This window comes from Blautia argi (assembly GCF_003287895.1).
GTDB lineage: Bacteria > Bacillota > Clostridia > Lachnospirales > Lachnospiraceae > Blautia > Blautia argi.
Map to the genome: position 1 here is coordinate 2,955,167 of NZ_CP030280.1, position 23,660 is coordinate 2,978,826.

20 protein-coding genes, 1 tRNA gene and 1 pseudogene are annotated in these 23,660 nt (G+C 43.1%); 10 read left to right on the forward strand and 12 right to left on the reverse strand.

The features are described from left to right. Nucleotides 1-26: 26 nt before the first annotated feature. The 10 genes from DQQ01_RS14355 to DQQ01_RS14400 all read right to left on the reverse strand — a co-directional run bounded on the left by DQQ01_RS14355 (nucleotide 27) and on the right by DQQ01_RS14400 (nucleotide 12,853). Nucleotides 27-3,647 (reverse strand): family 43 glycosylhydrolase, encoded by a 3,621-nt coding sequence (locus tag DQQ01_RS14355; protein ID WP_111920548.1) that lies wholly within the window; start codon nucleotides 3,645-3,647, stop codon nucleotides 27-29. Nucleotides 3,648-3,674: 27 nt separating this feature from the next. Then, nucleotides 3,675-4,403: a hypothetical protein gene (locus tag DQQ01_RS14360; protein ID WP_111920549.1), complete on the reverse strand. Its 729-nt coding sequence runs from the start codon at nucleotides 4,401-4,403 to the stop codon at nucleotides 3,675-3,677. A gap of 219 nt (nucleotides 4,404-4,622) precedes the next feature. After that, on the reverse strand, nucleotides 4,623-6,323 hold the full coding sequence (locus DQQ01_RS14365; RefSeq protein ID WP_111920550.1) for a cache domain-containing sensor histidine kinase: 1,701 nt from the start codon (nucleotides 6,321-6,323) through the stop codon (nucleotides 4,623-4,625). A 15-nt stretch (nucleotides 6,324-6,338) separates the two neighbouring features. Beyond that, nucleotides 6,339-7,847: a response regulator transcription factor gene (locus tag DQQ01_RS14370; protein ID WP_111920551.1), complete on the reverse strand. Its 1,509-nt coding sequence runs from the start codon at nucleotides 7,845-7,847 to the stop codon at nucleotides 6,339-6,341. A gap of 81 nt (nucleotides 7,848-7,928) precedes the next feature. After that, nucleotides 7,929-8,774, reverse strand: coding sequence for a carbohydrate ABC transporter permease (locus DQQ01_RS14375; RefSeq protein WP_111920552.1), 846 nt, complete (start codon nucleotides 8,772-8,774; stop codon nucleotides 7,929-7,931). Then, nucleotides 8,771-9,580, reverse strand: coding sequence for a carbohydrate ABC transporter permease (locus DQQ01_RS14380; RefSeq protein WP_408607864.1), 810 nt, complete (start codon nucleotides 9,578-9,580; stop codon nucleotides 8,771-8,773). Before DQQ01_RS14380 ends, DQQ01_RS14375 begins: the two co-directional genes overlap by 4 nt. Before the next feature lie 160 nt (nucleotides 9,581-9,740). Beyond that, complete coding sequence (locus DQQ01_RS17840) at nucleotides 9,741-10,127, reverse strand: hypothetical protein (RefSeq protein WP_330407535.1); 387 nt, start codon at nucleotides 10,125-10,127, stop codon at nucleotides 9,741-9,743. After that, nucleotides 10,072-11,064, reverse strand: coding sequence for an ABC transporter substrate-binding protein (locus tag DQQ01_RS14385; RefSeq protein WP_330407536.1), 993 nt, complete (start codon nucleotides 11,062-11,064; stop codon nucleotides 10,072-10,074). Before DQQ01_RS14385 ends, DQQ01_RS17840 begins: the two co-directional genes overlap by 56 nt. A gap of 264 nt (nucleotides 11,065-11,328) precedes the next feature. Beyond that, nucleotides 11,329-11,401, reverse strand: a tRNA-Lys gene (locus DQQ01_RS14395). A 207-nt stretch (nucleotides 11,402-11,608) separates the two neighbouring features. Continuing rightward, on the reverse strand, nucleotides 11,609-12,853 hold the full coding sequence (locus DQQ01_RS14400; RefSeq protein WP_111920555.1) for a galactokinase: 1,245 nt from the start codon (nucleotides 12,851-12,853) through the stop codon (nucleotides 11,609-11,611). Between the two features lie 178 nt (nucleotides 12,854-13,031). Here DQQ01_RS14400 and DQQ01_RS14405 point away from each other — a divergent pair, with 178 nt between their 5' ends. After that, nucleotides 13,032-13,931: an AraC family transcriptional regulator gene (locus tag DQQ01_RS14405; protein WP_111920556.1), complete on the forward strand. Its 900-nt coding sequence runs from the start codon at nucleotides 13,032-13,034 to the stop codon at nucleotides 13,929-13,931. Between the two features lie 10 nt (nucleotides 13,932-13,941). Here the strand turns inward: DQQ01_RS14405 and DQQ01_RS16120 are convergent, their stop codons facing one another. Next, entirely contained in the window at nucleotides 13,942-14,088 is a 147-nt protein-coding gene (locus DQQ01_RS16120) for a hypothetical protein (RefSeq protein ID WP_199797966.1), read from the reverse strand. A gap of 72 nt (nucleotides 14,089-14,160) precedes the next feature. Further along, nucleotides 14,161-14,814 (reverse strand): tRNA (guanosine(46)-N7)-methyltransferase TrmB, encoded by a 654-nt coding sequence (gene trmB, locus DQQ01_RS14410; RefSeq protein WP_111920557.1) that lies wholly within the window; start codon nucleotides 14,812-14,814, stop codon nucleotides 14,161-14,163. Nucleotides 14,815-15,171: 357 nt separating this feature from the next. Here trmB and DQQ01_RS14415 point away from each other — a divergent pair, with 357 nt between their 5' ends. The 9 genes and pseudogenes from DQQ01_RS14415 to DQQ01_RS14455 all read left to right on the forward strand — a co-directional run. Next, nucleotides 15,172-15,483 (forward strand): hypothetical protein, encoded by a 312-nt coding sequence (locus DQQ01_RS14415; RefSeq protein ID WP_111920558.1) that lies wholly within the window; start codon nucleotides 15,172-15,174, stop codon nucleotides 15,481-15,483. A gap of 4 nt (nucleotides 15,484-15,487) precedes the next feature. Next, complete coding sequence (locus tag DQQ01_RS14420) at nucleotides 15,488-16,528, forward strand: V0D/AC39 family V-type ATPase subunit (protein WP_111920559.1); 1,041 nt, start codon at nucleotides 15,488-15,490, stop codon at nucleotides 16,526-16,528. An 18-nt stretch (nucleotides 16,529-16,546) separates the two neighbouring features. Next, a complete protein-coding gene (locus DQQ01_RS14425) occupies nucleotides 16,547-18,502 on the forward strand; it encodes a V-type ATP synthase subunit I (protein ID WP_111920560.1) in 1,956 nt (651 codons plus the stop codon). Between the two features lie 38 nt (nucleotides 18,503-18,540). Further along, nucleotides 18,541-18,972: an ATP synthase subunit C gene (locus tag DQQ01_RS14430; protein WP_111920561.1), complete on the forward strand. Its 432-nt coding sequence runs from the start codon at nucleotides 18,541-18,543 to the stop codon at nucleotides 18,970-18,972. Between the two features lie 13 nt (nucleotides 18,973-18,985). Continuing rightward, nucleotides 18,986-19,294 carry a V-type ATP synthase subunit F gene (locus DQQ01_RS14435; RefSeq protein WP_111920562.1) on the forward strand — a complete coding sequence of 103 codons (309 nt, stop codon included), beginning with the start codon at nucleotides 18,986-18,988 and terminating at the stop codon, nucleotides 19,292-19,294. A 16-nt stretch (nucleotides 19,295-19,310) separates the two neighbouring features. Then, nucleotides 19,311-19,898 carry a V-type ATP synthase subunit E gene (locus DQQ01_RS14440; RefSeq protein WP_111920563.1) on the forward strand — a complete coding sequence of 196 codons (588 nt, stop codon included), beginning with the start codon at nucleotides 19,311-19,313 and terminating at the stop codon, nucleotides 19,896-19,898. Then, nucleotides 19,891-21,657 carry a V-type ATP synthase subunit A gene (locus tag DQQ01_RS14445; RefSeq protein WP_111920564.1) on the forward strand — a complete coding sequence of 589 codons (1,767 nt, stop codon included), beginning with the start codon at nucleotides 19,891-19,893 and terminating at the stop codon, nucleotides 21,655-21,657. The genes DQQ01_RS14440 and DQQ01_RS14445 overlap by 8 nt, the downstream gene beginning before the upstream one ends. Nucleotides 21,658-21,669: 12 nt before the next feature. Next, nucleotides 21,670-23,058, forward strand: coding sequence for a V-type ATP synthase subunit B (locus DQQ01_RS14450; RefSeq protein WP_111920565.1), 1,389 nt, complete (start codon nucleotides 21,670-21,672; stop codon nucleotides 23,056-23,058). 4 nt (nucleotides 23,059-23,062) lie between these two features. After that, nucleotides 23,063-23,652, forward strand: a pseudogene (locus tag DQQ01_RS14455) (V-type ATP synthase subunit D); the annotation flags it as partial. Between the last annotated feature and the right edge of the window lie 8 nt (nucleotides 23,653-23,660).

Below are 23,660 nucleotides of genomic sequence, written 5' to 3' on the forward strand. Positions count from 1 at the left end.
TTTCCTCTTACCAGCTTCTGATTTTTCTAAAACTTTCCTATTTTTTCTGCTGCATATTTTAAAATTTCAGAAGCGTCGCTGCTGTCTGAAGCACCGTCACGGTTTACATCTGCCGCTTTTTTCTCTTCTTCTGTCAGTGCCTCATATTCTGCGGCAGCTTTTAATATTCTTGCAGAGTCTGCGCTGTCCACAACACCGTTAAAGTCCACATCGCCTAATAATCTTGCCTTTAAAATCTCGTTGACCAGATTTTTTACTGCTTCTCCTACCTCTGACGTGCTGGCATCTTCTTTGTCATAAACCGTCTGTGCCGCATTAACGGCTTCCTGCAGATTCGCAATGGTATCTTCTACATAACTATCCGCATTTTCCAGAATCTCTTTTGCCTTGTCCAATGCATTTTTCAATTCTGATTTCTCTGCCTTACGCACCAGTCCTGCCATGGCCTGTGCCAGATTGTTATACGCCTGTTTTTGTTCTTCTTCTGTAGCCTGGCTGTTTGCCGCTGTATCTTTTGCCTCCTGTAAAGCCGCTTCCAGTTTTTCTACGCTGGGGGCTGTATACTGATCTTTCTTTTCAAGCAGTTCTTCTGCCTTCTGAATTAAAATATCCAGTCTGCTGTCTTCTTTCTGCACCAGAAGTCTTGTCACTGCGTCCATAAGTTTTCCTGCTGCTGCATTTACTGTTTCCTGGTTCGCACTTTCTTCTGCAAATATCTTTTCTGCCTCTGCAAGAGCTGCTTTTACTGCTTCCACACTTTCCTGTGTATACTGGGATAAAGCTTCTTCATTGTCCAGAATCGCTTTTGCTCCGTCTATAGCCGCCTTTAGTCCCACTTTCTGCACGCCATTTTCCAAAAGGTTGCAGGCTGTAATCAAATCCAAAAATGCTTTATCTATTTCTTCCTGAGAAGCTTTCTCATTTTTCAGCACTTCTCTGGCTTTGTCCAGCGTCTTCTGTACTTCTGCCCAGGACTCTTCTGTATAACAGTGATTTTCTTTTTGCTCTGCTTCCAGCTTTTCTGCCATCTGCACCGCCAGGTCCAAGCTTGTCCTGTTCTCGTCCTCTGATGGCTTCTCTGTTTCTTCCCCTGTGATTCCAATCCAGCTCAATACCGGATCAGAGCTTCCTCTCTTACTTACAGTGACTGTTACCATTCCCGTTTCTGTCATTTCAAAGTTCTGATTAATCTGTACGTCCTTGTCACTTCCCCGCAAAGTAAAATCCTTCTCTGTCAGGACTGTTTCGCCGCACTTAACGGTAATCTTCATATCTCTTGTGGCATTCCACCATTCCTGGAAGCCTGTTGACACTGTATAAGTACCCGGATTTAACGCAAAGGTATATTCGATATTTTTGCCGCTTGCTGCCCACCAGCCGTTTTCCAGTTCATTGCCGCCAGCGTGTAATCCTATGTCAAAATTATCCGGCGCTTCTGTTTCTGTAGTTCCTGTATATCCGGCTTTTTCTCCCTGGCTATACTTCTGGTCTGAAACATGGTTGAGCAGATTCTCGCCTAACTGTTCTTTTACTGTATCAAAATATTGGGATTCCTCTGTACCACAGTCAAAGAAATATTTGGTATCAGGACGGACAATATACATCTGATGTCGGAAGCTGTTTCCTTTTTCCGTAAGGTTTCCGGTTACTGTTACTGTTCCCATTTTACTCTCGTCATAGGCTTCTACACTCCAGGAAACAGGGGTAAGTTCCTCTCCTGTTCCATAAGAAATTGTGATTTCCTTAGGAAGCTGCTGCTCAATATCTGCTACAGAAGAAGCGACTGTTGGAAGTTCTGTGATAACCTCAAAGCTTCCTTTGCCTTCCAGGTCCTCCAGTGTCCAGTTTTCATATCTTCTGAGGGCAATTTTATTGTCCGGCTGAAATTCTACCGGAAGCCATACGTACCTGGATTCACTTAAATCTCCTGCATTCCATCTGTCACCCATGTAAATGTATTTTCCATTTTCCGCATCGACCGGAAAAACACAGGTACTCTGTGTATCATAAGTTGTCTGACTGCCCTCATCTGTACAAGGGTCCCCCATATCGATCCATGGTCCCAGAGGACTGTCTGCTACTGCATATTTTGCCTGATTCGGACTCCAGCCTGTACAGCCGGAAGTAATCATATAATACTTATCCTTATACTTGAACATTGCGGGAGCCTCTCTGGAAGATTTGGCAAAGTTTCTTGTAAAGTCTACACCTTCCACGGCTTCTCCCGGTTCAGCTGAAAGCCCTGTATAATCTTCATTTAATTTTGCCACATACATGGTTTCATTGCCTTCGGAGGAATACATGATATAAGCAGTTCCATCATCATCTTTAAACACATTCATATCTCTGACAGAGCCTTTATTTTCCTCTCCGTCATAACCATAATTATCTCCTGCGTGATGCAGCTTGGAACTTCCCAACAGCTTAAACGGTCCTGTAGGACTGTCGCTGACCGCAACTCCTGCCTTGGCTTTTCCGTAATCTGCATCACTGTCCGGTGTACGACCGTCTGCGTGGAACCAGATAACATAGTTATCATTTTTTTCATTATAGAGCATTTTCGGCCGCTCCATAACCGCATTATTCTTATCCAGGTCTACAAAAATTGCCTCCTTCTCTTCCTGGGACAAATCTCCATACAACTCTTGGAAATAAGGATCTGTTTCAAACTGTTCCGGGTCTTCCATGGTCTGAAGCACAATTCCCTCATCGTCCCAGTTGTATAAATCAGAAGAACTATATACATGAATGCCTCCAACCGGACGGTAATCATTGGTCTTGTCCTCTCCAATCCAGTAATATTTTGCTTCTCCTCCTACAGTTAGTTTCTGAATCTGACCGCCATGAGCCTGAATCGGATTTCCGTTTGTGTCATACATGGTTTCCCCTGCAACACCTGTAAAGGAACTGTAGGAAGGAATTTCCTTCTGTTCTTCCTCTACCGCTCTTACCTTAATGTAATTCAAAAGTGGATCCTGCTTACTGTCTGTTCTTCTGGGCGCCTTAATATCTACATTTAGCTCTCCGTCTGTAACCTCTACCGTAAAGGTCTTACTCACCCAAGCTCCATAATTCACTGCCACATCTGTAGCTACAGTCTGGTCTTCCAGCAGAATATTCATGGTACGGTTGTCCCAGTAATGCTTAAACGCCACGGTTACTTCATAGGTATTTGCCTCCAGACCTTCAATGGGTTCTTCCGGTACCTGGAAAGAATACCCCAGAGAACTTTTATATTTATCAAACTGTACACTGTCTGACATATAAATAAAACTGTTTCCGATATCTGTAGCATCATCTGCATGCCCCACAGCCTGAGAATATTCCGTCGCAGGATTGCAGCCCCAATACATTCCGGTTTCTGTATCCTCTCCGTATTCCTGGTCTACCTTGGACTGCAAAAGCCCCATACGCTCGCTTTCCGGATTGGGAATCACAGATGAATCTGAAGTTCCACAGTTTACGGTATACAAAACATAATCATTGCCGACTACGGTATCATAATTAAGTTCCGGTTCCGCTACTTCCAAAGCCTCATCGGAAAACTCTGCTGCTGTTACCGGTACGGTTGGAAACAACGCTGTTGTTCCCATGGCAATTGCTGAAATTCCTGCCATAGTCTTTTTAAAACACTTTCTTTTTTTCATGGGTATCCTCCTTTTTATAAGATAAAATTATTTTTTCGTTTTTTTCCGCACTGCCAGTGTTCCGCCCAGAACTGCCGCTGCCCCGAAACAGCCTGCCACATACAGCTCTGTTCTGTTTTCATCCCCGGTTTTTACCTTACCCGGTTTTTTCCCGGAAGGACTCTTATTTGCTTTTCCGGAATCTTTCCCTGTATCTTTATCATTTTCTGTATTCTCAGATTCCTCTTTTGAACCGTTTTCCTCCTTCATGCCCTCTCCTACGACATAAACTGCTTCCCGGACTTCACACTCTACCTCACCGCTGTCGCCCGCAAGCTTTTCAGCCTGAATCTCAAATTTAATTTCTTCCCCTTGTTTTATCCCTTCTTTTAGCTGAAACTGCATATCCAGAAGACTGCCGCCGGTGGGAATATCCTGCGCAGAAGCGAAAACCTCCACAAGTTCTCCCTCCTCTTTATTTCCGGACAAACAATCATTAATTTCTGCCATGGCATCACCTAATACGGTTCCTGCTTTTGACTCCTTTAACTGTGCCTTTTCGTCTTCATACAAGATTCTCAGCTTCCCATTGGTAATTGCCTTTCCGTTTGCCAACATACACTGGATATCCACACAATTTGTTTCCTTGCTGAAATTTCCTGCTTTCAGAGCAATTTCTGCCTTTTCTGACGCCCACACTGGGATAGCTGTCTGCAAAAGAAAAACCGATGCAAAAATCGCGGTACATGCCCTTTTAAATTGTTCCTTTTTTCTCATAAGACTCTCCTTTCCCTTTTCCACTTAATATTTATGTTGATTTTATCATGGCTTTTCAGAGAATATTTAGGAGTATTTTACGAAACTATTAGAACTTATTTTGGCTCTTCCTGAATAAGTAGGATTTTCTTTGGAAATTATAAATTTTTCTGAATTCGATAAAAAAATCTGCTGAAAGAGATGAAAAAAATACAAATTTTCATTCTTTCAACAGATTTTTTATTCCTCCAGAGGAATCAGCAGCGTAATGGTGGTTCCTCTATTTTCTTCACTTTCTATCTGGATTCCATATTTTTCCCCATAAATCAGCCTTAGCCTGTCATCTACATTATTAATGCCAATGCCGCTGAAATGCTCTTTTTTAGAATCCTTGTCCATAAGACCTGCCAGCCTGTCCTGCTTCATACCAACTCCGTCATCTGCTACCTGAATCTGCAGATTTTTGCCGGTTTTGCGTACCAGAATCTGTATATTCCCCTGTCTTTCACAGGGAAACGCGTGGAAAAACGCATTTTCTACAAAAGGCTGTAAAAGCATTTTGGGAATCTTATATTCCTCACACCCAAAAGTAACGAAATACTCTACCTGCACCTTATCCCCATACCGGGTATTATTAATCAAAACATAGTTTTTCAGATTCTCAATTTCCTGCTCCACGGTAATATATTCATCTGTATTACTGATGGTATTTCTGAGCAGTGCAATAAACGCATCTATGGTCTTTACTGATTTTTCTGTTTCCCCCTGGAATATCAGCCACTTAATGCTTGCCAGAGTATTGTAGATATAGTGGGGATTAATCTGCATCTGAAGAGCGGATATCTCTGCCTTTCTCTTTTCCTTTTGTATGGCCATAAGCTCTTCGATATACCGGTTCAGGTCATCTATCATACTGTTATAAGTAATCTCCAACTCTTTCACTTCCCAGGTGCCGCCCAGTTTCATATGCTCGTCAAACCTGACCTTTTTGGCATTGGACATCTGCTTAATCACCTTTGAAAGAGGGCTTGTCGTCTGTTTTACCAGAATCACAATCACCACTGCAGCGGTCAGCATGATTCCCAGACACACAATCCAAAGCTGGGGAACATCGTATAAATCCCCTAATGCTTTTTCATTGTTAATAATTCCATAAGCTTCAAGCTGATAATAGGGAAGCTCTTTTTTCAAAACCGTATGCATGGGAGAATCCGTTTCCTCCAGTTTTGCATTCAGCTTTTCCTTTTCTGAAGAGGAGATAATAATCCCCTGTTTATTTACAAGATAAAACTCCGCGTTTTCAGAGGTAAAATATTCATAATAGCGGGAAAGCTCTTCTTCCTTCATACTTACCAGGGTAACCCCATACGCCTCCTTATTACCAGGGGACTTTAAGGCTCTTACCATCATAATGGTAGGACTTTTCTTTGTCGTAGAAGTATAGCCCTGCTCCAAAAACACATAGGAAACACTTTCCGGTTTTTCCATAGCCGCTTTTACAGCTTTTGAAGCCAGAATCTCCTCAACAGGTATTGTAATCCTTTCTGCTTTGCTTACATAGCTTTTTCCCTCTTTGCTTAATGCCAGAACACTGAAATTGTTCTTTTCAGAGGGAATCGCCCGATCCATATCCTCTTTTGCCTTATATGCGATCTGAAATTCCAAACTTGGATTCTCAATCTGATTCTGCAGGTACATTTTCAGATACCAACTGGAATTTATAGCATCTGTCATTTTCATCAGATCCTCGTGAAAGCCGTTCAACTCATTTTCAATTCTCTGAAACACCTGCTCCTGGGACTTACCGTAGGTATCTACAAAAATTTTTTCTGAAACATTGATAATAATTGCCGTAACCAGCAAAATAGCAATAAAGATACCGGACAAAACCGTAACCAGGATTCTTACAACCATGCTGTCAAAATGAAGACTTCTCCTCATATCCGCTTCCACCTTTCACGTCTGTAAACACTTGGCGTTTTGCCTGTAACTTTTTTTAAACACTCTGCAAAAATAACTGTGGTCAGAATATCCCACCATGGCGCTTACCTGCGCTATGGAATACTCCTTTCGTCCCAGGTAGCTGCATGCCTTTTCAATCCTTATCCGGTTCAGATATTCGCTGAACCCCTCTCCCATGTGGGAATTAAAATATGCAGACAGGTAAGAATAATTAAATCCGAAGGTTTCTGCCAGACTTTGGAGATCCATTTCTTCTTTATAATGTATCTGAATATATTCCAGAATCTCCTTTAGGTATACGTCCTGTCCCTCGCCGCGCAGAAGAATATCCTTAAGACGTACCGTCAATTCTTCCAGAACCTCCCGGAATTCCTCATAATATACTGACTTTTCTATTTTCTCAAAATATTCCTTTCTCAGTTCCTCCAATTCTGCTGTTTGTTCTTCTGTACTGCTGAGAATATTGTATAAAAGATTTTTTGCTTGATTTTTCAGTTTAAACTCCGGTACACGGCAGCTTCCGGCAGAAAGCAGATATTTGTGAAACAGCTTTATGGCGTCTTCATATTTATGCTCTCCCAAATACTCCACAAACCTGCGAAAATCAAACTTTCCGCAGGTCTCTCTCTTGTCCCATTCTTGCTGTATGTACAGATGAATCCCCTCATGATAAAAGCTTTCCTCTTCTAAAATACCGGATTTTTCAAAATCCTCTTTTAAACTCTCAAGATCTGTTCTTTTGGGTCCCAATATACCAAAGCACTGCTCATAAAGCACACTGAGCTGCTCCATCATGGTTTCCATACACTCCAGCATTCGTTTTTCATCTTTTACACTGTAATTAAAAACAATACACAGAGTTTCCTGATTCAGTACAAATTTCAGATATGTACCCCAGCCTTGTTCCTTTAACATCTCCTCTGCTTTTTCATACAAGACGGGCGACAAATCTGTCCCCCGCTTATCCCGTCTGCGCAAAGGAAGCACAAACAGTCGAAAACAACTGCCTGTAAAGACCTCCTGAAACTCCCACTGCTTTATTTTCTCATCATTTCCCGTAAAATACTGTTCCAGTCTGGTATCCAGACTGGAAAACTCCTTTTTCTTCAACTGAAGTCCCGGAATCTTCTGTGCAGCCTTAGACACCATGTTCAAAAGCATTTCCGGATTCAGTGTAGGCTTCAGTACATAATCCGCAGCGCCGTTTAAAAGCGCCTGCCTTACATAATCAAACCGATCATAACTGCTCAAAACCAGAATCTGTATATCAGGATATTTCTTTCGTACAATCTTGATAAAATCTAATCCGTCCATAACCGGCATGGCAATATCACAAAGGATAATGTCCGGCTTAAGTTCTTCCAGCCTGTCAAGGGCTTCCTTTCCATTAGAAGCCTCTCCTACCACTTCATATCCTTCCTGCTCCCAGTTCATCATGTAACGAATTCCCTGACGCATGATAAATTCATCGTCAATAATCATAATTCTGCAATTCTCAGTCATGTATCTTCCCCTCCTGCTGCCGTGTTCCTGTATGTCTGTTTTCCTATTTTCTCATATTTACCAGACCTTTGCAAGCAACTGTCAGCCTTTTACAGAGCCGGTCATACCTGCTACGAACTGTTTCTGCATGACAAAGAAAAGAATGGCTGTAGGCAATGTTGCAAGAACAACTGCGGTCATCATCATACCGTAGTCAGGTGTGTAAGAAGAACCCATTGCAGAAATTACCAACGGCAGTGTTCTTTTTTCCTCTGACTGCAAGGCAATCAACGGCCACAGATAATTGTTCCAACTTGTCATAAAAGTTACCACAATCGCAGCCGCATAAGTGGATTTCATGGTAGGCATATAAATTCTTGTGAAAATTTTAAATTCTCCAAGTCCGTCAATTCTGGAAGCCTCGATTAATTCCTTTGGAAAGGTCTTTGTATTCTGACGGAAAAAGAAAATCAAAAATGCAGTTGCCACTGCAATAATAACGACAGAACCGGAGGTGTTCAGTCCGATAAGCTTCAGCACAGGAATGTCATTAAACTTTCCGAATAAACGGAACAGAGGCACCATAAGCGCTGCAAAAGGAACCATCATGGACAGCAGCACAATATTAAATACCCGATCTCTTGCTTTGCTTTTATACACCTCGAAGGCATATCCTGCTGCTGAGGAAACAACCATTGCCAGCGTTGTTGTCACTATCGCAATTACAAGAGAATTTTTAAACGCCTGAAAATACTGTAAATCAGATTCCATTAAGTGATTGAAATTTTCCAGAAAATAGGTTCCCGGAAGCAATGTTCCTTTTGTTACATCTACGGATTTATTTGTTGCTGCAATTACCATCCAGAAAAACGGAAATACAGAAATCACAGATAAAATTGTCAAAATAATATATTGAAGCCCATTCATGGCTTTTGACTTCTTACTCATTCCTTGTCACCTACTTTCAACTGAATAAAGGATAATACTACAATCAGAACTACAATTACAAAGGATACAGCCGCTGCATATCCAAAGTTCGGCTGATACTTAAACAGCAGGTTATAAATATACTGTGAAATGGTAATCGTAGTATTGGCAGGTCCTCCCTGTGTAATATTCATGGGTTCGTCGAAAAGCTGCAACGTACCAATGGTGGAGTTAATGGTCGTAAAAAGAATAATCGGCTTTAACAGCGGCAGTGTCATATAACGGAATTTTTGAAAACCGGTTGCCCCGTCAATGGACGCCGCTTCATAGATAGAATCATCGATACTCTGCAAGCCTGACAAATAGAAAATCATATTGTATCCGGTCCATCTCCAGGTAATGGCTATGATAATCAGAAGCCTTGCAAAACCTGTACTGGTAAGCCAGTTAATAGGCTGAGAAATCAGATGCAGGTTCATCAAAATACCATTGACAAAACCATCGTTTGCAAACAAACTTTTAAAGATAATGGAGTATGCAACCAGTGACGTTACACATGGAAGAAAAATTGCTGTACGAAACAGACCTCTGCATTTCAGCTTTTTATTATTCAGCATAGAAGAAATGGCCAGAGCCAGTAAAATCATAACCGGAACCTGTACAAGCAAAAACAATACGGTATTAAACAACGCCTTTTGAAAAGTGGAATCCGTCAGCAGTCTTTGATAGTTTGCCACTCCTCCAAATTTAAGATTATTGGCAACACCTGTCTGAAATGATGTAAGAAATGCCTGCACCATGGGATAAAACACAAAAGCAACGATCAATATCAGGCTGGGAATCACAAACAGCCAGGCTCTGCCATTTAGTCTTTTCTGTATACTTTTTTTCCTTCATTTTTCCAGTTCCTCCTTTGGGGATTCTATGCAAAAGGAGCGCTGCCTGTGTTGTTGTACAGCGCTCCCTTTTCCCTTTTCTGCCTCTGTTTTACTGTGCTACAGCGGCTTCTGCCTGTGCCTGATAATCCTTTAATGTGCTGTCAACGTCTGCACCATTTACAATTGCCTGTACGGCTTCTGTCATTAAATCTTCAATCGCATATGTGTTCAAACCATAGTTTACAGACGGAACCTTGCTTGTCCAGTCAGCGAAATCACCGAAGATTTCCTGTCCGCCAAAGAATTCACTTGGTTTAGAGTAGTTTTCTGCTTCAGAAGCTGCATTTAAGGTACTTACCAGTGTAATATCTTCTGCCAATGTGTTCATCAGATCTACATTTCCTGCAAAGGTATCCTTTAAGAAGTCTTTGGCAAGATCTTCATTTCCTACATTTTTCAGTACATACCAGCCACCGCCGCCCGATGGAGGAAGCATTTACAGAGTCTTTGTTGTTATCCATTCTTGGGAATGGAGCAACTCCCCATTTCCCGCTCTGGTCTTCTGCCTTCTGAATAGAAGGAGCAATCCAGCAGCCTGTCGGTACGGTTGCAACCTCTCCGCTGTTAAATGCGCCTACAAACTGATCCCAGTCAAACACCTGTTTGGAAATTCCGGAATCAACCAGTTCCTTATATACTTCAATGGCATCTTTCAATCCCTGATTGTTATCAATAGAAACTTTTCCGTCTTCATCTGTGTACCAGGTACCTGCACTCTGCATCATCATACGAATCTGACCGATATCACTCGGATCCAGAGTCAGCATATAAACACCACATTTTTCCTGTACTGCTTTACCGATTTCAATATATTTATCCCAGGTCAGATCCTGCATATCTTCCTGTGTATATCCTGCCTGTTCGATTAAATCTGTACGGTAAAAGGTTGCTGCCACACCACTGTCAAATGGAACGCCATAGACTGTTCCGTCTACCTGGTTTACCGCTGTTTTGTAGCTTGCAAAGTCGTCCTGATTTACAATATCGGATAAATCTGCAAATTCATCAGGATAAGAGGTCAAATAGCCCTGTGCCTTATAGTCCTCAATCAATACAATATCTGGAAGTCCGTCATAAGAACCTGAGGAAAGACTTGTGTTCAGTTTGGCTACAATATCGTCCTGTGCCATGGTAACCACGTTTACTTCCACGTCCGGGTTTTCCTTCTGATACATTTCTTTTGCGTCCTGAGCTGCTTTAATATTAAAAGCTTCGTCCCATGCCCAGATTGTAAGTTCATCTTTCTTTCCGCTCTCTTCTGTAGCTTCCTTTCCTGCATCGGCTGTCTTCTTTTCCTCTGTACCTCCGCATGCGGTCATTCCAAGTACCATGGATGATGCCAATACCAGGGCAAACACTTTCTTTAATTTCATGACTTTTTCCTCCCTTTTCGCTTCGCGCTTCCTGCGCCTTTCTTAATTTCTGAATTTATTTTAGCATGAAAGTTTGGAAAACCTTTAGGATTATATCTGTCTGATTTTTTAATATTTTTATTTTTCACAGAAAGATTTTGGATTTTTTTTGTGTTTTTGGACTTTTTTCTTTTAACAGAATTTCTTAATCTGTAAAACATATTTTTTCACGAACAAAAAACACCGTCCCCGCAGTTTTATCTCTGCAAAAACAGTGCTTTTCAATGCGCCTTCAGGGACTCGAACCCTGGACAAATAGATTAAGAGTCTACTGCTCTACCAACTGAGCTAAAGGCGCTTGGTATTTAATTTGTATCGCTCAATGCAAAAAGTATTATAACTGATTGATTTACAAAATGCAAGCTTGTTTTTATATTTTTTATGTTTTTTTATAGATACATTTTAGAATTTCTTTACATATTTTTAAAAAAGGGCTGCGACAAAGTATATTTCAATATGCTTGAGGCATGCCGCAGCGCCTGCTTTTACTTACTTCTGCCTTTTTTTATTTTTCCAAATGAATTGCGCCGTACTTTCTGATATTCAGCGGATAAATATTTTCTCTGCTCACATATTCAGAGAGATAGTTTACATATTCTTCCACATCTTCCTGGGCAATAATACTCATAATCACCCCGGCAAATCCGCCGCCATGCACTCGGCAGCAGCCTCTTCCTGCTTTTTTCAGGAAAAATTCGGTAAGCGCCAGATACAAAGTAATTTTCTGCTCCTTATAATTTGCCAGAGAGCAGCAGTTCTGTAAAAGTTCCCAGGAGGAACGTCCGGATTCGTCCAGGATTTTCAGAAGTTTTTCCCCTTCTCCTCTGCCGATTGCCTCTGCCGCCTGGTTTACTCTGTCGTTTTCTGTGAAGAAGTGGAAGGCTCTTAAAATTCCCCTGTCATTTTCACATTCTTCTAAAATTTCCGGAAGTTTTTCCATCAGGCTTTCCATGTTGGTTTCGCAAAGTCTGGAAACCCCAAGACGCGCTGCGATTTCTTTCATTTCTGCTGGTACGTCGCTGTATTCCTGGCTTAAATCTGCGTGTCCTTTTCCTGTGTTTACAATCACCAGACGGTAGCCAAAATCTTCAAATCCAAAATCCACTTTTTCATATGCCACATCTTCGGAAAAGTCCAATAAAACAGCGCCGCCAACTGCACATGCCATCTGGTCCATAAGACCTGATGCCTTATCCCAGAAATGATTTTCTGCATACTGACCGATTTTTGCATAAGAAGCGTAGTCCATTTTTCCCTCATTAAAGAAATAATTAATCATGGAACAAATCAGCATCTCAAAGGAAGCAGAAGAGCTGACACCCGCAGAGCTGATAACCTCTGTGGAAATATACGCTCTGAAACCGGAAATCTGAAATCCAAATTCCTGTACTGCTTTTATCATTCCTGCAACCAGGGATACGGTTCCATGGTTTTTTGGCACTTTATCTACTTCTGTAATATCAATGACCACCTTCTTGTCATAACCCTCGCTGATGATTTCCACAAGATTGCTGTGATTTGGAAAGGCTGCGCCTATGGTATCCATACTAATGCTGGCAGCAATGACTTTTCCGCCATTGTGGTCTGTATGATTTCCCACGATTTCGGTTCTTCCCGGTGCAGAGAAAAATTCCATCTCACTACTGTGGTAGTATTTTTTATAATTCTGCGCCAGACTTTCAAAGCGGGCGCTGCTTTTTTCTGTTTCTCCGTACACTTCTTTTAAAAACATCTGATTTGGTATCTGCATATCGAACTCTCCTTTTTATGTTCTGCTGTTCTTTGCCTTTTATTATACCTGTTTTTTTTATACTTTCCATGAAAATGCTGCTCAAAACCAGGAATATATTGCGCTTTTTTTTAAATTATAGTATTATATAAAGAATATTTAGAATTATATTGAGATATTTTATGAATTGGAGAAGCTGATGCAGATTGTCACAAATCAATTTCAAAAAGAATTAAAAGAACATGGGGATTATGCCTTTCCTCTTCTGATAAGTCAGGAAAAGCTTTCCAAATATGAATCCGGCTCCTTTCTCTGGCACTGGCACCCGGAAATCGAACTTACTTATATTACGAAAGGCGAAATGATTTACAAGGTCAATCACAATACCTACCATTTACAAAAGGGCGACGGTCTGTTTGGCAATACGGGAACTCTCCACATGGGCTGCCAGTATGGACGCCAGGACTGTGAATACACTTCTGTCACCTTTGATCCCAGATTGATTTATGGCTATGAGGGAAGCCTGATGTACCAGAAATATGTTAAGCCTCTGCTGCAGAACTTTGCCCTGCCTGCCATACATTTAAACGGCTCCCAGGACTGGCACACACCTGCTCTGCAGCTCATTACAAACATGCTGCAGACCACCCGTGAGGAATCCCGGACTTTTGAGATGGATATGATAATTCTGCTGGAGCAATTCTGGAGGCTACTGTTTCTGCATGGAAGCTCTGCACCGGAGGAAACGCCTTTGGATAAGCGCAATTATGAAAGAATCCGGCAGATTCTGTCCTATATTGAAAACAATTATGCCTCTGAACTGACGCTGGACCATATTGCCCAAAGTATACATCTGTGCAAAAGTGAATGTTCCCGTATGTTTAAAAAGTATATGAAAATGTCCCTTTTTGAATTTATCTTACAGTATCGAATTGAAAAAAGCATTGAATATCTTGGAAACAGTAACTACTGTATAACGGAAATTGCCCATCTGGTGGGATTTCATGACTCGAATTATTTTACTAAGGTCTTTCGGGAGCAAAAGGGGTGTCCGCCTTCACGGTTTCGTAGGAATATGGGGAGTGTGCGGGAAGTTTAGTGTTCTATTTTTACTTCTTTTTCACCCGCACCGTCCCCAGGGTCTTTTCCACCTCTTCTATGGATTTTAACACCTCTGCCGACTTTTTCCCGGTTCTGCGGCTCTCATATGCCCACTGAAAAAGCGCGCTCTGTATACTGCCTTTTTTCCTTGCCATACGCACCTGCACAAAATCTCTTTTCTATATCCTATGCCCCATATATTTCCCGGTGCAGCCTTGATTTCGCCTTTATCTGGCTGCAATCAGCTTATGTATGGGATTTCCCATGGAAGAGAATTTCTCTTCGTATTCTGTCATCACATTTCCCTCATTTAACAAAGGGTCATGGTGTAAATCAAAGGTGTGTGCAACCAGATGCCACTTGGTTTCCTGAATCTCCTCTAAAGAAAACTCAAAGAGAGGACGATTGTCTGTCTTAAATTCTATCACGCCATCCTCTGCCAGAATCTGGTCATACCGCTCCAGAAACTGTCTGGAAGTCAATCTGCGCTTTGCATGGCGTTCCTTTGGCCATGGGTCTGAAAAATTCAGGTAAATTTTCCCCACCTCTCCTTTTTCAAAAATAAGAGGAAGCTCTCTGGCGTCCATACGGATAAAAAACAGATTCCCGGGAAGCGTACCCTGCGCTTCTCTCTCCTCCATTTTCTGCAACGCCCGCAGCAGCACACTGTCATACATCTCAATTCCGATGAAATTTGTATCCGGATTTTTCTCTGCCATATCCATGATAAATCTGCCCTTTCCCATACCCACCTCAATGGAAATGGAATGACTGTTTCCAAAGATCTCCTGCCATTTTCCTTTTTTCTCCTGTACGTTGTGAATAACATATTTGCTCTCTTCAATGGCGTCCTTTGCGCCCGGTATATTTCTAAGCCTCATTGGGTCTTCCTGCCTTTCGTGATGATTTTTATCTTAAAAGTATAGCTGATATATAGGAAGGTTTTCAAGAGAAAGTTCTGATGTTTTCTGCAGTTCTGGAAATTTTCCGCATCTCTTCCCTGCAGTGAGCCTGCCGATTTCCTGCCTGCCTTAATCCGTTCCTGTTATATACTCCAAAAAAATTCCCCTTTCTTCTCAAGGCTATTCGCCCAAAATTATAAATATTTCCCTTTTTTTCTCTGTATTTCTATTCACTCTACCTAATTTTCCCAAAATCAAAATACAATTTCATATGACTTTTTTCCCAAAATGGTGTATGATAAACAGTGCAGAATATATCATGAAGGAGGAGAGCCTATGGAAGACATTATCAGCAAGCTTGCAGAAATAGAAGCTGCCGCCTCGCATATTATGGACGATGTTACAGAACAAAAGAAACAGCTCGCCCTGGAATATGAGGAATCCATTCAGAAATTTGATGATACCATAGACAAGGAGGTTCAGAAAAAATCTGAGAATATCCGCCAAAAGCTGGAAATTCAGATGAAAGACGAACTGGCAAAGCAGCGCTCTGAAACAGAGGCTGTCTTAAATCAGATGGAAACCTATTATGAAGAACACCATACCCAACTGGCACAGCAAATCTATGACAAAATATTAAGGAAGTGATAAAATGGGAAGTCTGCTTTCATACAGCGGTCTGTCCACGAAAATCCGGGCCATGCAGAGCAAGCTGATACAGGAAAGACAGTATCAGGAAATTTCCCAGCTTGAGTCTGTAACCCAGGTGGTTGCCTATCTGAAAAAGCAGCCGGGGTTTGCGGATTTCTGGGCTGACCTTGACGAAAACAGCCTGCACAGAGGCGATATTGAAAAGCTTCTGGTTCATACCATACATCAGAATTTTGCCAAGCTGTACCGCTTTGCCAACCCCCAGCAGAGAACCTTTATGGCGTTGTATTTCAAACGCTATGAGCTTTCTGTCATGAAGGACTGCCTCAGAAAAGTTTTTGACAAGGGACATGCAGATTTGGATTTATCCCTGTTTAAAGACTTTTTCAACCGACACTCCAAGTTGGACATCGAAAAGCTGGCAGGTTCATCAACGGTAGAGGAGTTTATCAACAATCTGCAGGGTTCTGAATACTACGCCCCCTTAAAAAAACTGGGCGGGGACTACATGCCTGGCATTTTTGACTATGGTATGGCGCTAGATCAGTATTATTTTGCAAATATCTGGTCTGTAAAAGAAAAACTGTTTAAAAAACGGGATTTAGAAGAAATCACCAAAGCCTATGGCAATAAATTTGACATGCTGAATCTCCAGTGGATTTACCGTTCCCAAAAATATTACCATATGACGCCGGCAGATATCTATGCCCTTCTCATTCCGGTTCACTACCGCCTTACAAGAAAGGAGATCTCCGCTCTTGTGGAAGCAGCGGACGAAACGGAGTTTGGAAGGATTCTGGATACTACCTATTATAAGAAACGCTTCCCTGCCCTTGCCCCGGAGAAGCTGGAGGATTTCTACAACCTGAATCTGAAAATGATTCTGGAAACAGAGGCAAGAAAATATCCACACTCAGTAATTATGATTTACTCATACCTTTATCACAAGGAACATGAGGTTGACAGACTGACCACAGCCATTGAATGTGTCCGCTACGGACTGTCACCTGCTGAGATTATGGATTATATAGAAAAGACTTAATACCTCGGAGGTGATTACATGATTGAGAAAATGAAATTCTTAAGTATTACCGGACCGAAGGCAGACATTGACCGGGTGGTGAACAAATACCTCTCCAAATACGAGATTCATCTGGAGAATGCCATGGCGCAGTTAAGCCAGATACGGCATCTTTCCCCTTATATTCAGATAAATCCCTACAGAGAGCTGCTCTCAAGGGTCAATGAATTTGCCGGACTTCTGCATAATACGGAAGGAATTCCCATTGAGGAAACTTCCCTTGAAGAAATCCAGACACTTGTGGATTCTCTGGGAAACAAGATTTCCAAAATCAATGCCAGATGCGAAAAGCTCACAGAGGAACGGGCTGTTCTTTCCGAAGATTTGAAATGGATAACTCCATTTCTCACATTGCCGGAAGACATTGACAAACTGATTCATTACCGCTTTGTTCAGGTGCGCTTTGGACGAATCCCGGTGGAATATTACGGAAAGTTCAAGGAATATGTGTACGACAACCTGGACACCCTGTTTTATCCCTGCCATCAGGACGATTATGTATGGGGGCTGTACTTTGTTCCCTGGACAAAAATGGAGCAGGTGGACGCCGTGTTCTCTTCCATGCATTTTGAACGCATTTATCTAAAGAAGGACCACTTCTATGGCACACCGGAAAAAATCCACGCAGAACTGGAGGCCCGTCTGGAAAACATTGACAGGGAATATGCCGCTCATCAGAAGGAAATGCAGGCCCTTTTAGAGGGGGACGCAAAGTCTGTTCTCTCTGCTCAGGCTGCCTTAAACGCCCTTTCCACCAACTTTGATGTGCGTAAGGTTGCCGCCTGTGTAAAAGAACATCAGGAAACCTTCTATATCCTGTGTGGCTGGATAAGCGAAAGAGATTGTACCTCTTTTATGGCAGAAATTGAACATGACCCCAATCTTTTCTGTGTGGTGGAGGACGACCAGAAGCAGATTAGCTGCAAGCCCCCTACCAAACTGAAAAATCCGAAGATTTTCAAGCCCTTTGAGATGTATATTAAGATGTACGGTCTGCCAGATTATCATGAAATAGACCCCACCATCTTTGTAGCTTTAACTTATTCCTTTATTTTCGGCATTATGTTCGGAGATGTGGGACAGGGACTTTTGCTTGCCATTGGCGGCTTTTTACTGTATAAATTCAAAAAAATGGATTTGGCGGCGATTATCGGAACTGCGGGTATCTTTTCCACCTTTTTCGGCTTTATGTTCGGAAGTATTTTCGGCTTTGAAGATATTATTGAGCCCCTATGGCTGCACCCGACAGAAGCTATGACCCTGGTACCGGGACTTGGCAATATGAATACCGTATTTGTGGCAGCCATTGTATTCGGTATGTTCCTGATTCTTCTTACCATGATTTTCCACATTGTCAATGCAGTAAAAATGAAAAATGTGGAAGGCATCTGGTTTGACCAGAACTCGGTATGTGGTCTGGTCTTTTACGGAACTCTTACCGTGTGTGCGCTTTTGTATCTCACAGGAAAGGCTCTTCCTGCCACCATACTTCTGGCCGTGATGTTCCTTGTACCTCTGGTTATCATTATGTTAAAGGAACCTATTACCCGGCTGGCAGAAAAGAAAGCGCCTGCCATTGAGGGAAGCAAGCCCATGTTCTTTGTACAGAGCTTCTTTGAATTATTTGAAATTATGTTAAGTTTTCTGTCCAATACGCTTTCCTTTGTGCGTATTGGCGCCTTTGCAGTGAGCCATGCTGCCATGATGGGGGTTGTGCTGATGCTGGCAGGTGCAGAGAGCGGCGGAAATATTAACTGGCTGATTATTGTACTGGGAAATGCCTTTGTGTGCGCCATGGAAGGTCTGATTGTAGGAATCCAGGTACTTCGTCTGGAATATTACGAGATGTTCAGCCGTTTCTACAAGGGCAGCGGCAAGGAATTCCGTCCTTTCTTAAAACGCGTCAACAGTAAACGGACTTCCGAACAGGCATAATTCACAAAAATTCATTTTTATTTTAGGAGGATATTATTATGACAACCATGATTCAGATTCTTACTGCAGCAGCTTTGATTTTAAGCATTATCGTACCTTTCGGTGCATTCTTCTTAGGAGAAAAAACAAAAAAACGCTATAAAAAATCCCTTGCCTGCAACTGCTTCTTCTTCTTTGGAAGTCTTCTTGTGGGAACCATTGTGATGTTCAGCGGCACCATGACTGCACACGCAGCAGCAAGCGGCGCAGACCTGGCTACCGGTATGGGCTACATCGGCGCAGCTCTGGTTACCGGTCTTTCCGGTATTGGTTCCGGTATTGCGGTTGCAAGCTCTGCAAGCGCTGCTCTGGGCGCTATCAGCGAGGACGGCTCTCTGTTTGGTAAATCCATGATTTTCGTAGCCATGGCAGAAGGTATTGCCCTCTATGGTCTGATTATTTCTTTCATGATTCTTGGTAGACTGGGATAACAGGTGATGTTTTATGAAAATGTTCTTGATCAGTGACAATATTGATACCTACACCGGCATGCGTCTGGCCGGTGTGGAGGGTATTGTGGTGCATGAACGGGAAGAACTGCGGCAGGCTCTGGAAAACGCCATTGCAGATAAAGAAAACGGCATTATTCTCCTCACAGAAAAATTTGGTAAGGAATTTCCCGATATTATTGACGATGTGCGTTTAAACCACCGTCTTCCCCTGCTGATTGAAATTCCCGACCGCCACGGTACAGGACGCGCCCCGGACTTCATTACTTCTTATGTAAATGAAGCCATTGGATTAAAATTATAACAAGAAGGTGATAGATATGACAACAGAAGAAAAACTGCAGCATTTCTATGATGTTTCCATAAACAGCGCGCAGGAAGAGGCGCAGAAAGCCCTCACCGAATACCGCGCTGCCCTGGAACGGGAAATGGAACAGCACAAACAGGAAAAGCAAACTGCCTCTGAACATCAGTTTAAAATAGAATCCGAAAATGCTGCCAGAGAAATCAATAAGGCTCTGTCCGCAGAGAATCTGCATATCAAAAGAAAACTGTCCAAAAAACAGCAGGCACTGAAAGAAAAGCTTTTCGCCGAAGTAGAGGAATTGTTAAAAGAGTTTTGCCGCAAACCGGAATACACAGACTGGCTGGAAGCAAAGATTCGGGATTCCCTTGCCATTGCAGGAAAAGACGCCGTGCAGATTTACATCAATGCCTCTGACGCCTCTCTTTTACAGGAACTGAAAGCGCGTACAGGCATTGCACCGCTTGTATCTGATGCCGACTTTCTAGGCGGTATCCGCGCTGTCATTCCTGACAAAAATATCCTGATTGACAATACATTCCTCACCTGCTTTGAGAATGAAAAAGAAAGCTTTAACTTTGACGGAGGGATAAGACATGAATAAAACCGGTATTATCTACGGCATCAACGGCCCTGTTATTTATCTGAAGGGAAATACAGGCTTTAAGATGTCTGAAATGGTTTATGTAGGAAAAGAAAATCTGGTAGGCGAGGTCATTTCGCTGAAAAAAGACGCTACCACTGTACAGGTTTTCGAAGAAACCAGCGGATTAAAGCCGGGAGAAACGGTCACTGCCAGCGGAGATGCGATTTCTGTTACCCTTGGCCCCGGTATTCTGGACAATATTTTCGATGGTATCCAAAGACCGCTTTCCGTCATTGCAGAGCAGTCCGGAAAATACATTTCCAGAGGTATGCAGGTTTCTTCTCTGGATACAGAAAAACTCTGGGACGTGCATATGACCATTAAAGAAGGCATGGAAGTCTACGGCGGTACCATTATCGCAGAAGTGCCGGAAACAGCTTCGATTGTACACAAATCCATGGTTCCGCCCAATCTCCACGGCGTTGTAAAATCCGTGGTACCTGACGGAAAATATAATATCACACAGACTCTTGCAGTCCTGAGTTTAGAAGACGGCACAGAATATCCTTTAAAGCTGGCGCAGAAATGGCCAATCCGCATTCCCCGGCCTACCAGCAGACGTTACCCGGCTTCCAAACCTCTGGTAACCGGGCAGCGTATCCTGGATACCCTGTTTCCTATTGCAAAGGGCGGCACTGCAGCCGTTCCCGGAGGCTTTGGTACAGGTAAAACCATGACACAGCACCAGATTGCAAAATGGTCTGATGCAGACATTATCATTTATATTGGCTGCGGAGAGCGGGGAAACGAAATGACCCAGGTTCTGGAGGATTTCTCTAAACTCCATGACCCCAAGACAGGAAATGCCTTAATGGCCCGTACCTCCCTCATTGCCAATACCTCCAACATGCCTGTGGCTGCCCGTGAGGCATCTATTTACACAGGGATTACCATGGCAGAATATTACCGGGACATGGGGTATGATGTGGCAATTATGGCAGACTCTACCTCCCGCTGGGCAGAAGCCCTTCGAGAGCTTTCCGGCCGTTTGGAGGAAATGCCTGCTGAGGAAGGCTTCCCGGCTTATCTGGCTTCCCGGCTTTCTGCCTTTTATGAAAGAGCCGGCATGATGCAAAATCTGAACGGAACCGAAGGCTCTGTGTCCATTATCGGTGCAGTTTCCCCACAGGGCGGTGACTTCTCCGAACCGGTTACTCAGAACACCAAACGTTTTGTCCGTTGTTTCTGGGGACTTGACAAATCCCTGGCCTATGCCAGACATTTCCCTGCCATTCACTGGCTCACCAGCTACAGCGAATATCTGGGGGATTTATCCTACTGGTACAGCGAGCATGTATCTCCAAAGTTTGTGGAATACCGAAACCGCATTATGGCAATCTTAAACTCCGAAAGCAGTCTTATGGAAATTGTAAAACTTATCGGAAGCGATGTGCTGCCTGATGACCAGAAGCTGACCCTGGAAATTGCCCGTGTGGTGCGTCTGGGCTTTTTACAACAGAATGCCTTCCACCCGGACGATACCTGCGTATCTCTGGAAAAGCAGTTTAAAATGATGGAGATTATTCTGTATCTGTACAAAAAATGCCGCGCCTTAATCAATATGGGGATGCCGGTTTCTGTGTTAAAGCAGGAAAACATTTTTGAAAAAATCATTTCCATTAAATATGATGTTCCAAACGACCGCCTGGATATGATGGACGATTATAAACAGGCTGTAGATGATTTTTACAACACTGTAATGGAAAAGAATGCTTAAGGAGGGACGATTATGGCAATAGAATATCTTGGTTTAAGTGAAATCAACGGCCCTCTGGTAGTTCTGGAAGGCGTAAAAGACGCAGCTTTTGATGAAATCGTGGAATTTCGCATAGAGGACGGCAGCCGCAAGCTGGGACGTATTGTGGAAATCTACGAGGATAAGGCTGTGATTCAGGTATTTGAGGGAACAGAAAACATGTCCCTCTTAAACACCCATACAAGGCTCAGCGGACACCCCATGGAAGTAGAGCTTTCCCCGGACATTCTGGGACGTACCTTTAACGGTATCGGAAAACCCATTGACCGCTTAGGTCCCGTAATCCCGGAAATGAAGCTGAACATCAACGGTCTGCCCTTAAATCCGGTAAAAAGAGAATATCCTCGAAACTTTATTCAGACCGGTATCTCTGCCATTGACGGGCTGACAACCCTGATTCGCGGGCAGAAGCTGCCAATCTTCTCAGGAAACGGCCTTCCCCATGACCAGCTTGCCGCACAGATTGTACAGCAGGCATCTCTGGGAAGCAACAGCGATGAAAAATTCGCCATTGTCTTTGCTGCCATGGGCGTAAAATATGATGTGGCTGAATTTTTCCGCCGTACCTTTGAAGAAAGCGGTGTATCTGACCATGTGGTTATGTATCTGAATCTGGCAAATGACCCGGTGGTGGAACGTCTGATTACCCCAAAGGTTGCCCTGACTGCTGCAGAATATCTGGCCTTTGAAAAGGGTATGCACATTCTGGTAATTCTCACAGACATTACCTCCTTCTGCGAGGCCATGCGTGAGGTTTCCTCCTCCAAAGGAGAAATCCCTTCCAGAAAAGGCTATCCCGGATATCTGTACAGTGAGCTGGCTACCCTTTATGAGCGGGCAGGCATTGTCCGTGGCGGCACTGGTTCTGTAACACAGATACCAATCCTCACCATGCCAAACGATGACATTACCCACCCTATTCCCGACCTTACGGGATACATTACAGAGGGACAGATTGTTCTGGACAGACAGCTTCACGGACAGGCTGTTTACCCGCCCATTAATGTACTCCCCTCCCTCTCCCGTCTTATGAAAGATGGTATCGGAGAAGGCTTTACAAGGGAAGACCATCAGGACGTAGCAAATCAGCTTTTCTCCTGCTATGCCAAGGTAGGGGACGCCAGGGCTCTGGCTTCTGTTATTGGTGAAGACGAGCTTTCTCCTCTGGATAAAAAATATCTGAAATTCGGTACTGCCTTTGAAGAGGAATTTGTGGGACAGAGAGCAGATGAAAACCGTCCGATTCAGGAAACCCTGGATAAGGGCTGGGAGCTTCTGGGCATGATTCCAAGAGAAGAACTGGATCGTATTGATACAAAAATTCTGGATAAATACTATCACCCAATAGAAGAAGAGAGGTGATTTCATGGATCCGAATACCTTTCCTACCAAGGGAAACCTCATACTGGCAAAAAACTCTCTGGCGCTTTCCAGACAGGGCTTTGACCTTATGGACAAAAAAAGAAATATCCTTATCCGGGAATTGATGGATTTAATTGACCAGGCAAAGGATATTCAGTCCCAGATTGACGTAACCTTCCGTACTGCCTATGCTGCAGAAAGCCAATATGGAAATCGGCATCAGCCATGTACAGGAAATCTCCAGAACTGTGCCTGTGGAAAACTCTATTTCCATAAAAACCCGCAGTGTTATGGGAACGGAAATCCCTCTGGTGCGCTCAGAGCCTTCTCAGACGAGCCTACTATGCCTACTAGGGACAAGGCATCTGACGAGGCGCGGGCTGCCTTTGAAAAGTGAAAGAGCTGACGATTCGCCTGTCCATGGTGGAAAATTCTGCCTACCGTCTGGCTGTGAATATTAAAAAAACCCAGAAGCGCGCCAATGCGCTGAAAAACATTACCATTCCCAAGTTTGAGGCGTTAACAAAAAGCATTTCAAACGCTTTGGAGGAAAAAGAAAGGGAAGAATTCACCAGACTGAAGGTGATTAAAAGATGCAGAGT

Coding starts and splice junctions, on each gene's coding strand:
- DQQ01_RS14415 (WP_111920558.1), top strand. CDS start 15,172: ATGGAAGACATTATCAGCAAGCTTGCAGAAATAGAAGCTGCCGCCTCG.
- DQQ01_RS17840 (WP_330407535.1), bottom strand. CDS start 10,127: ATGCTTCCTCCATCGGGCGGCGGTGGCTGGTATGTACTGAAAAATGTA.
- DQQ01_RS14440 (WP_111920563.1), top strand. CDS start 19,311: ATGACAACAGAAGAAAAACTGCAGCATTTCTATGATGTTTCCATAAAC.
- DQQ01_RS14370 (WP_111920551.1), bottom strand. CDS start 7,847: ATGACTGAGAATTGCAGAATTATGATTATTGACGATGAATTTATCATG.
- DQQ01_RS14450 (WP_111920565.1), top strand. CDS start 21,670: ATGGCAATAGAATATCTTGGTTTAAGTGAAATCAACGGCCCTCTGGTA.
- DQQ01_RS14445 (WP_111920564.1), top strand. CDS start 19,891: ATGAATAAAACCGGTATTATCTACGGCATCAACGGCCCTGTTATTTAT.
- DQQ01_RS14400 (WP_111920555.1), bottom strand. CDS start 12,853: ATGCAGATACCAAATCAGATGTTTTTAAAAGAAGTGTACGGAGAAACA.
- DQQ01_RS14360 (WP_111920549.1), bottom strand. CDS start 4,403: ATGAGAAAAAAGGAACAATTTAAAAGGGCATGTACCGCGATTTTTGCA.
- DQQ01_RS14365 (WP_111920550.1), bottom strand. CDS start 6,323: ATGAGGAGAAGTCTTCATTTTGACAGCATGGTTGTAAGAATCCTGGTT.
- DQQ01_RS16120 (WP_199797966.1), bottom strand. CDS start 14,088: ATGGCAAGGAAAAAAGGCAGTATACAGAGCGCGCTTTTTCAGTGGGCA.
- DQQ01_RS14385 (WP_330407536.1), bottom strand. CDS start 11,064: ATGAAATTAAAGAAAGTGTTTGCCCTGGTATTGGCATCATCCATGGTA.
- trmB (WP_111920557.1), bottom strand. CDS start 14,814: ATGAGGCTTAGAAATATACCGGGCGCAAAGGACGCCATTGAAGAGAGC.
- DQQ01_RS14375 (WP_111920552.1), bottom strand. CDS start 8,774: ATGAGTAAGAAGTCAAAAGCCATGAATGGGCTTCAATATATTATTTTG.
- DQQ01_RS14405 (WP_111920556.1), top strand. CDS start 13,032: ATGCAGATTGTCACAAATCAATTTCAAAAAGAATTAAAAGAACATGGG.
- DQQ01_RS14355 (WP_111920548.1), bottom strand. CDS start 3,647: ATGAAAAAAAGAAAGTGTTTTAAAAAGACTATGGCAGGAATTTCAGCA.
- DQQ01_RS14420 (WP_111920559.1), top strand. CDS start 15,488: ATGGGAAGTCTGCTTTCATACAGCGGTCTGTCCACGAAAATCCGGGCC.
- DQQ01_RS14425 (WP_111920560.1), top strand. CDS start 16,547: ATGATTGAGAAAATGAAATTCTTAAGTATTACCGGACCGAAGGCAGAC.
- DQQ01_RS14435 (WP_111920562.1), top strand. CDS start 18,986: ATGAAAATGTTCTTGATCAGTGACAATATTGATACCTACACCGGCATG.
- DQQ01_RS14430 (WP_111920561.1), top strand. CDS start 18,541: ATGACAACCATGATTCAGATTCTTACTGCAGCAGCTTTGATTTTAAGC.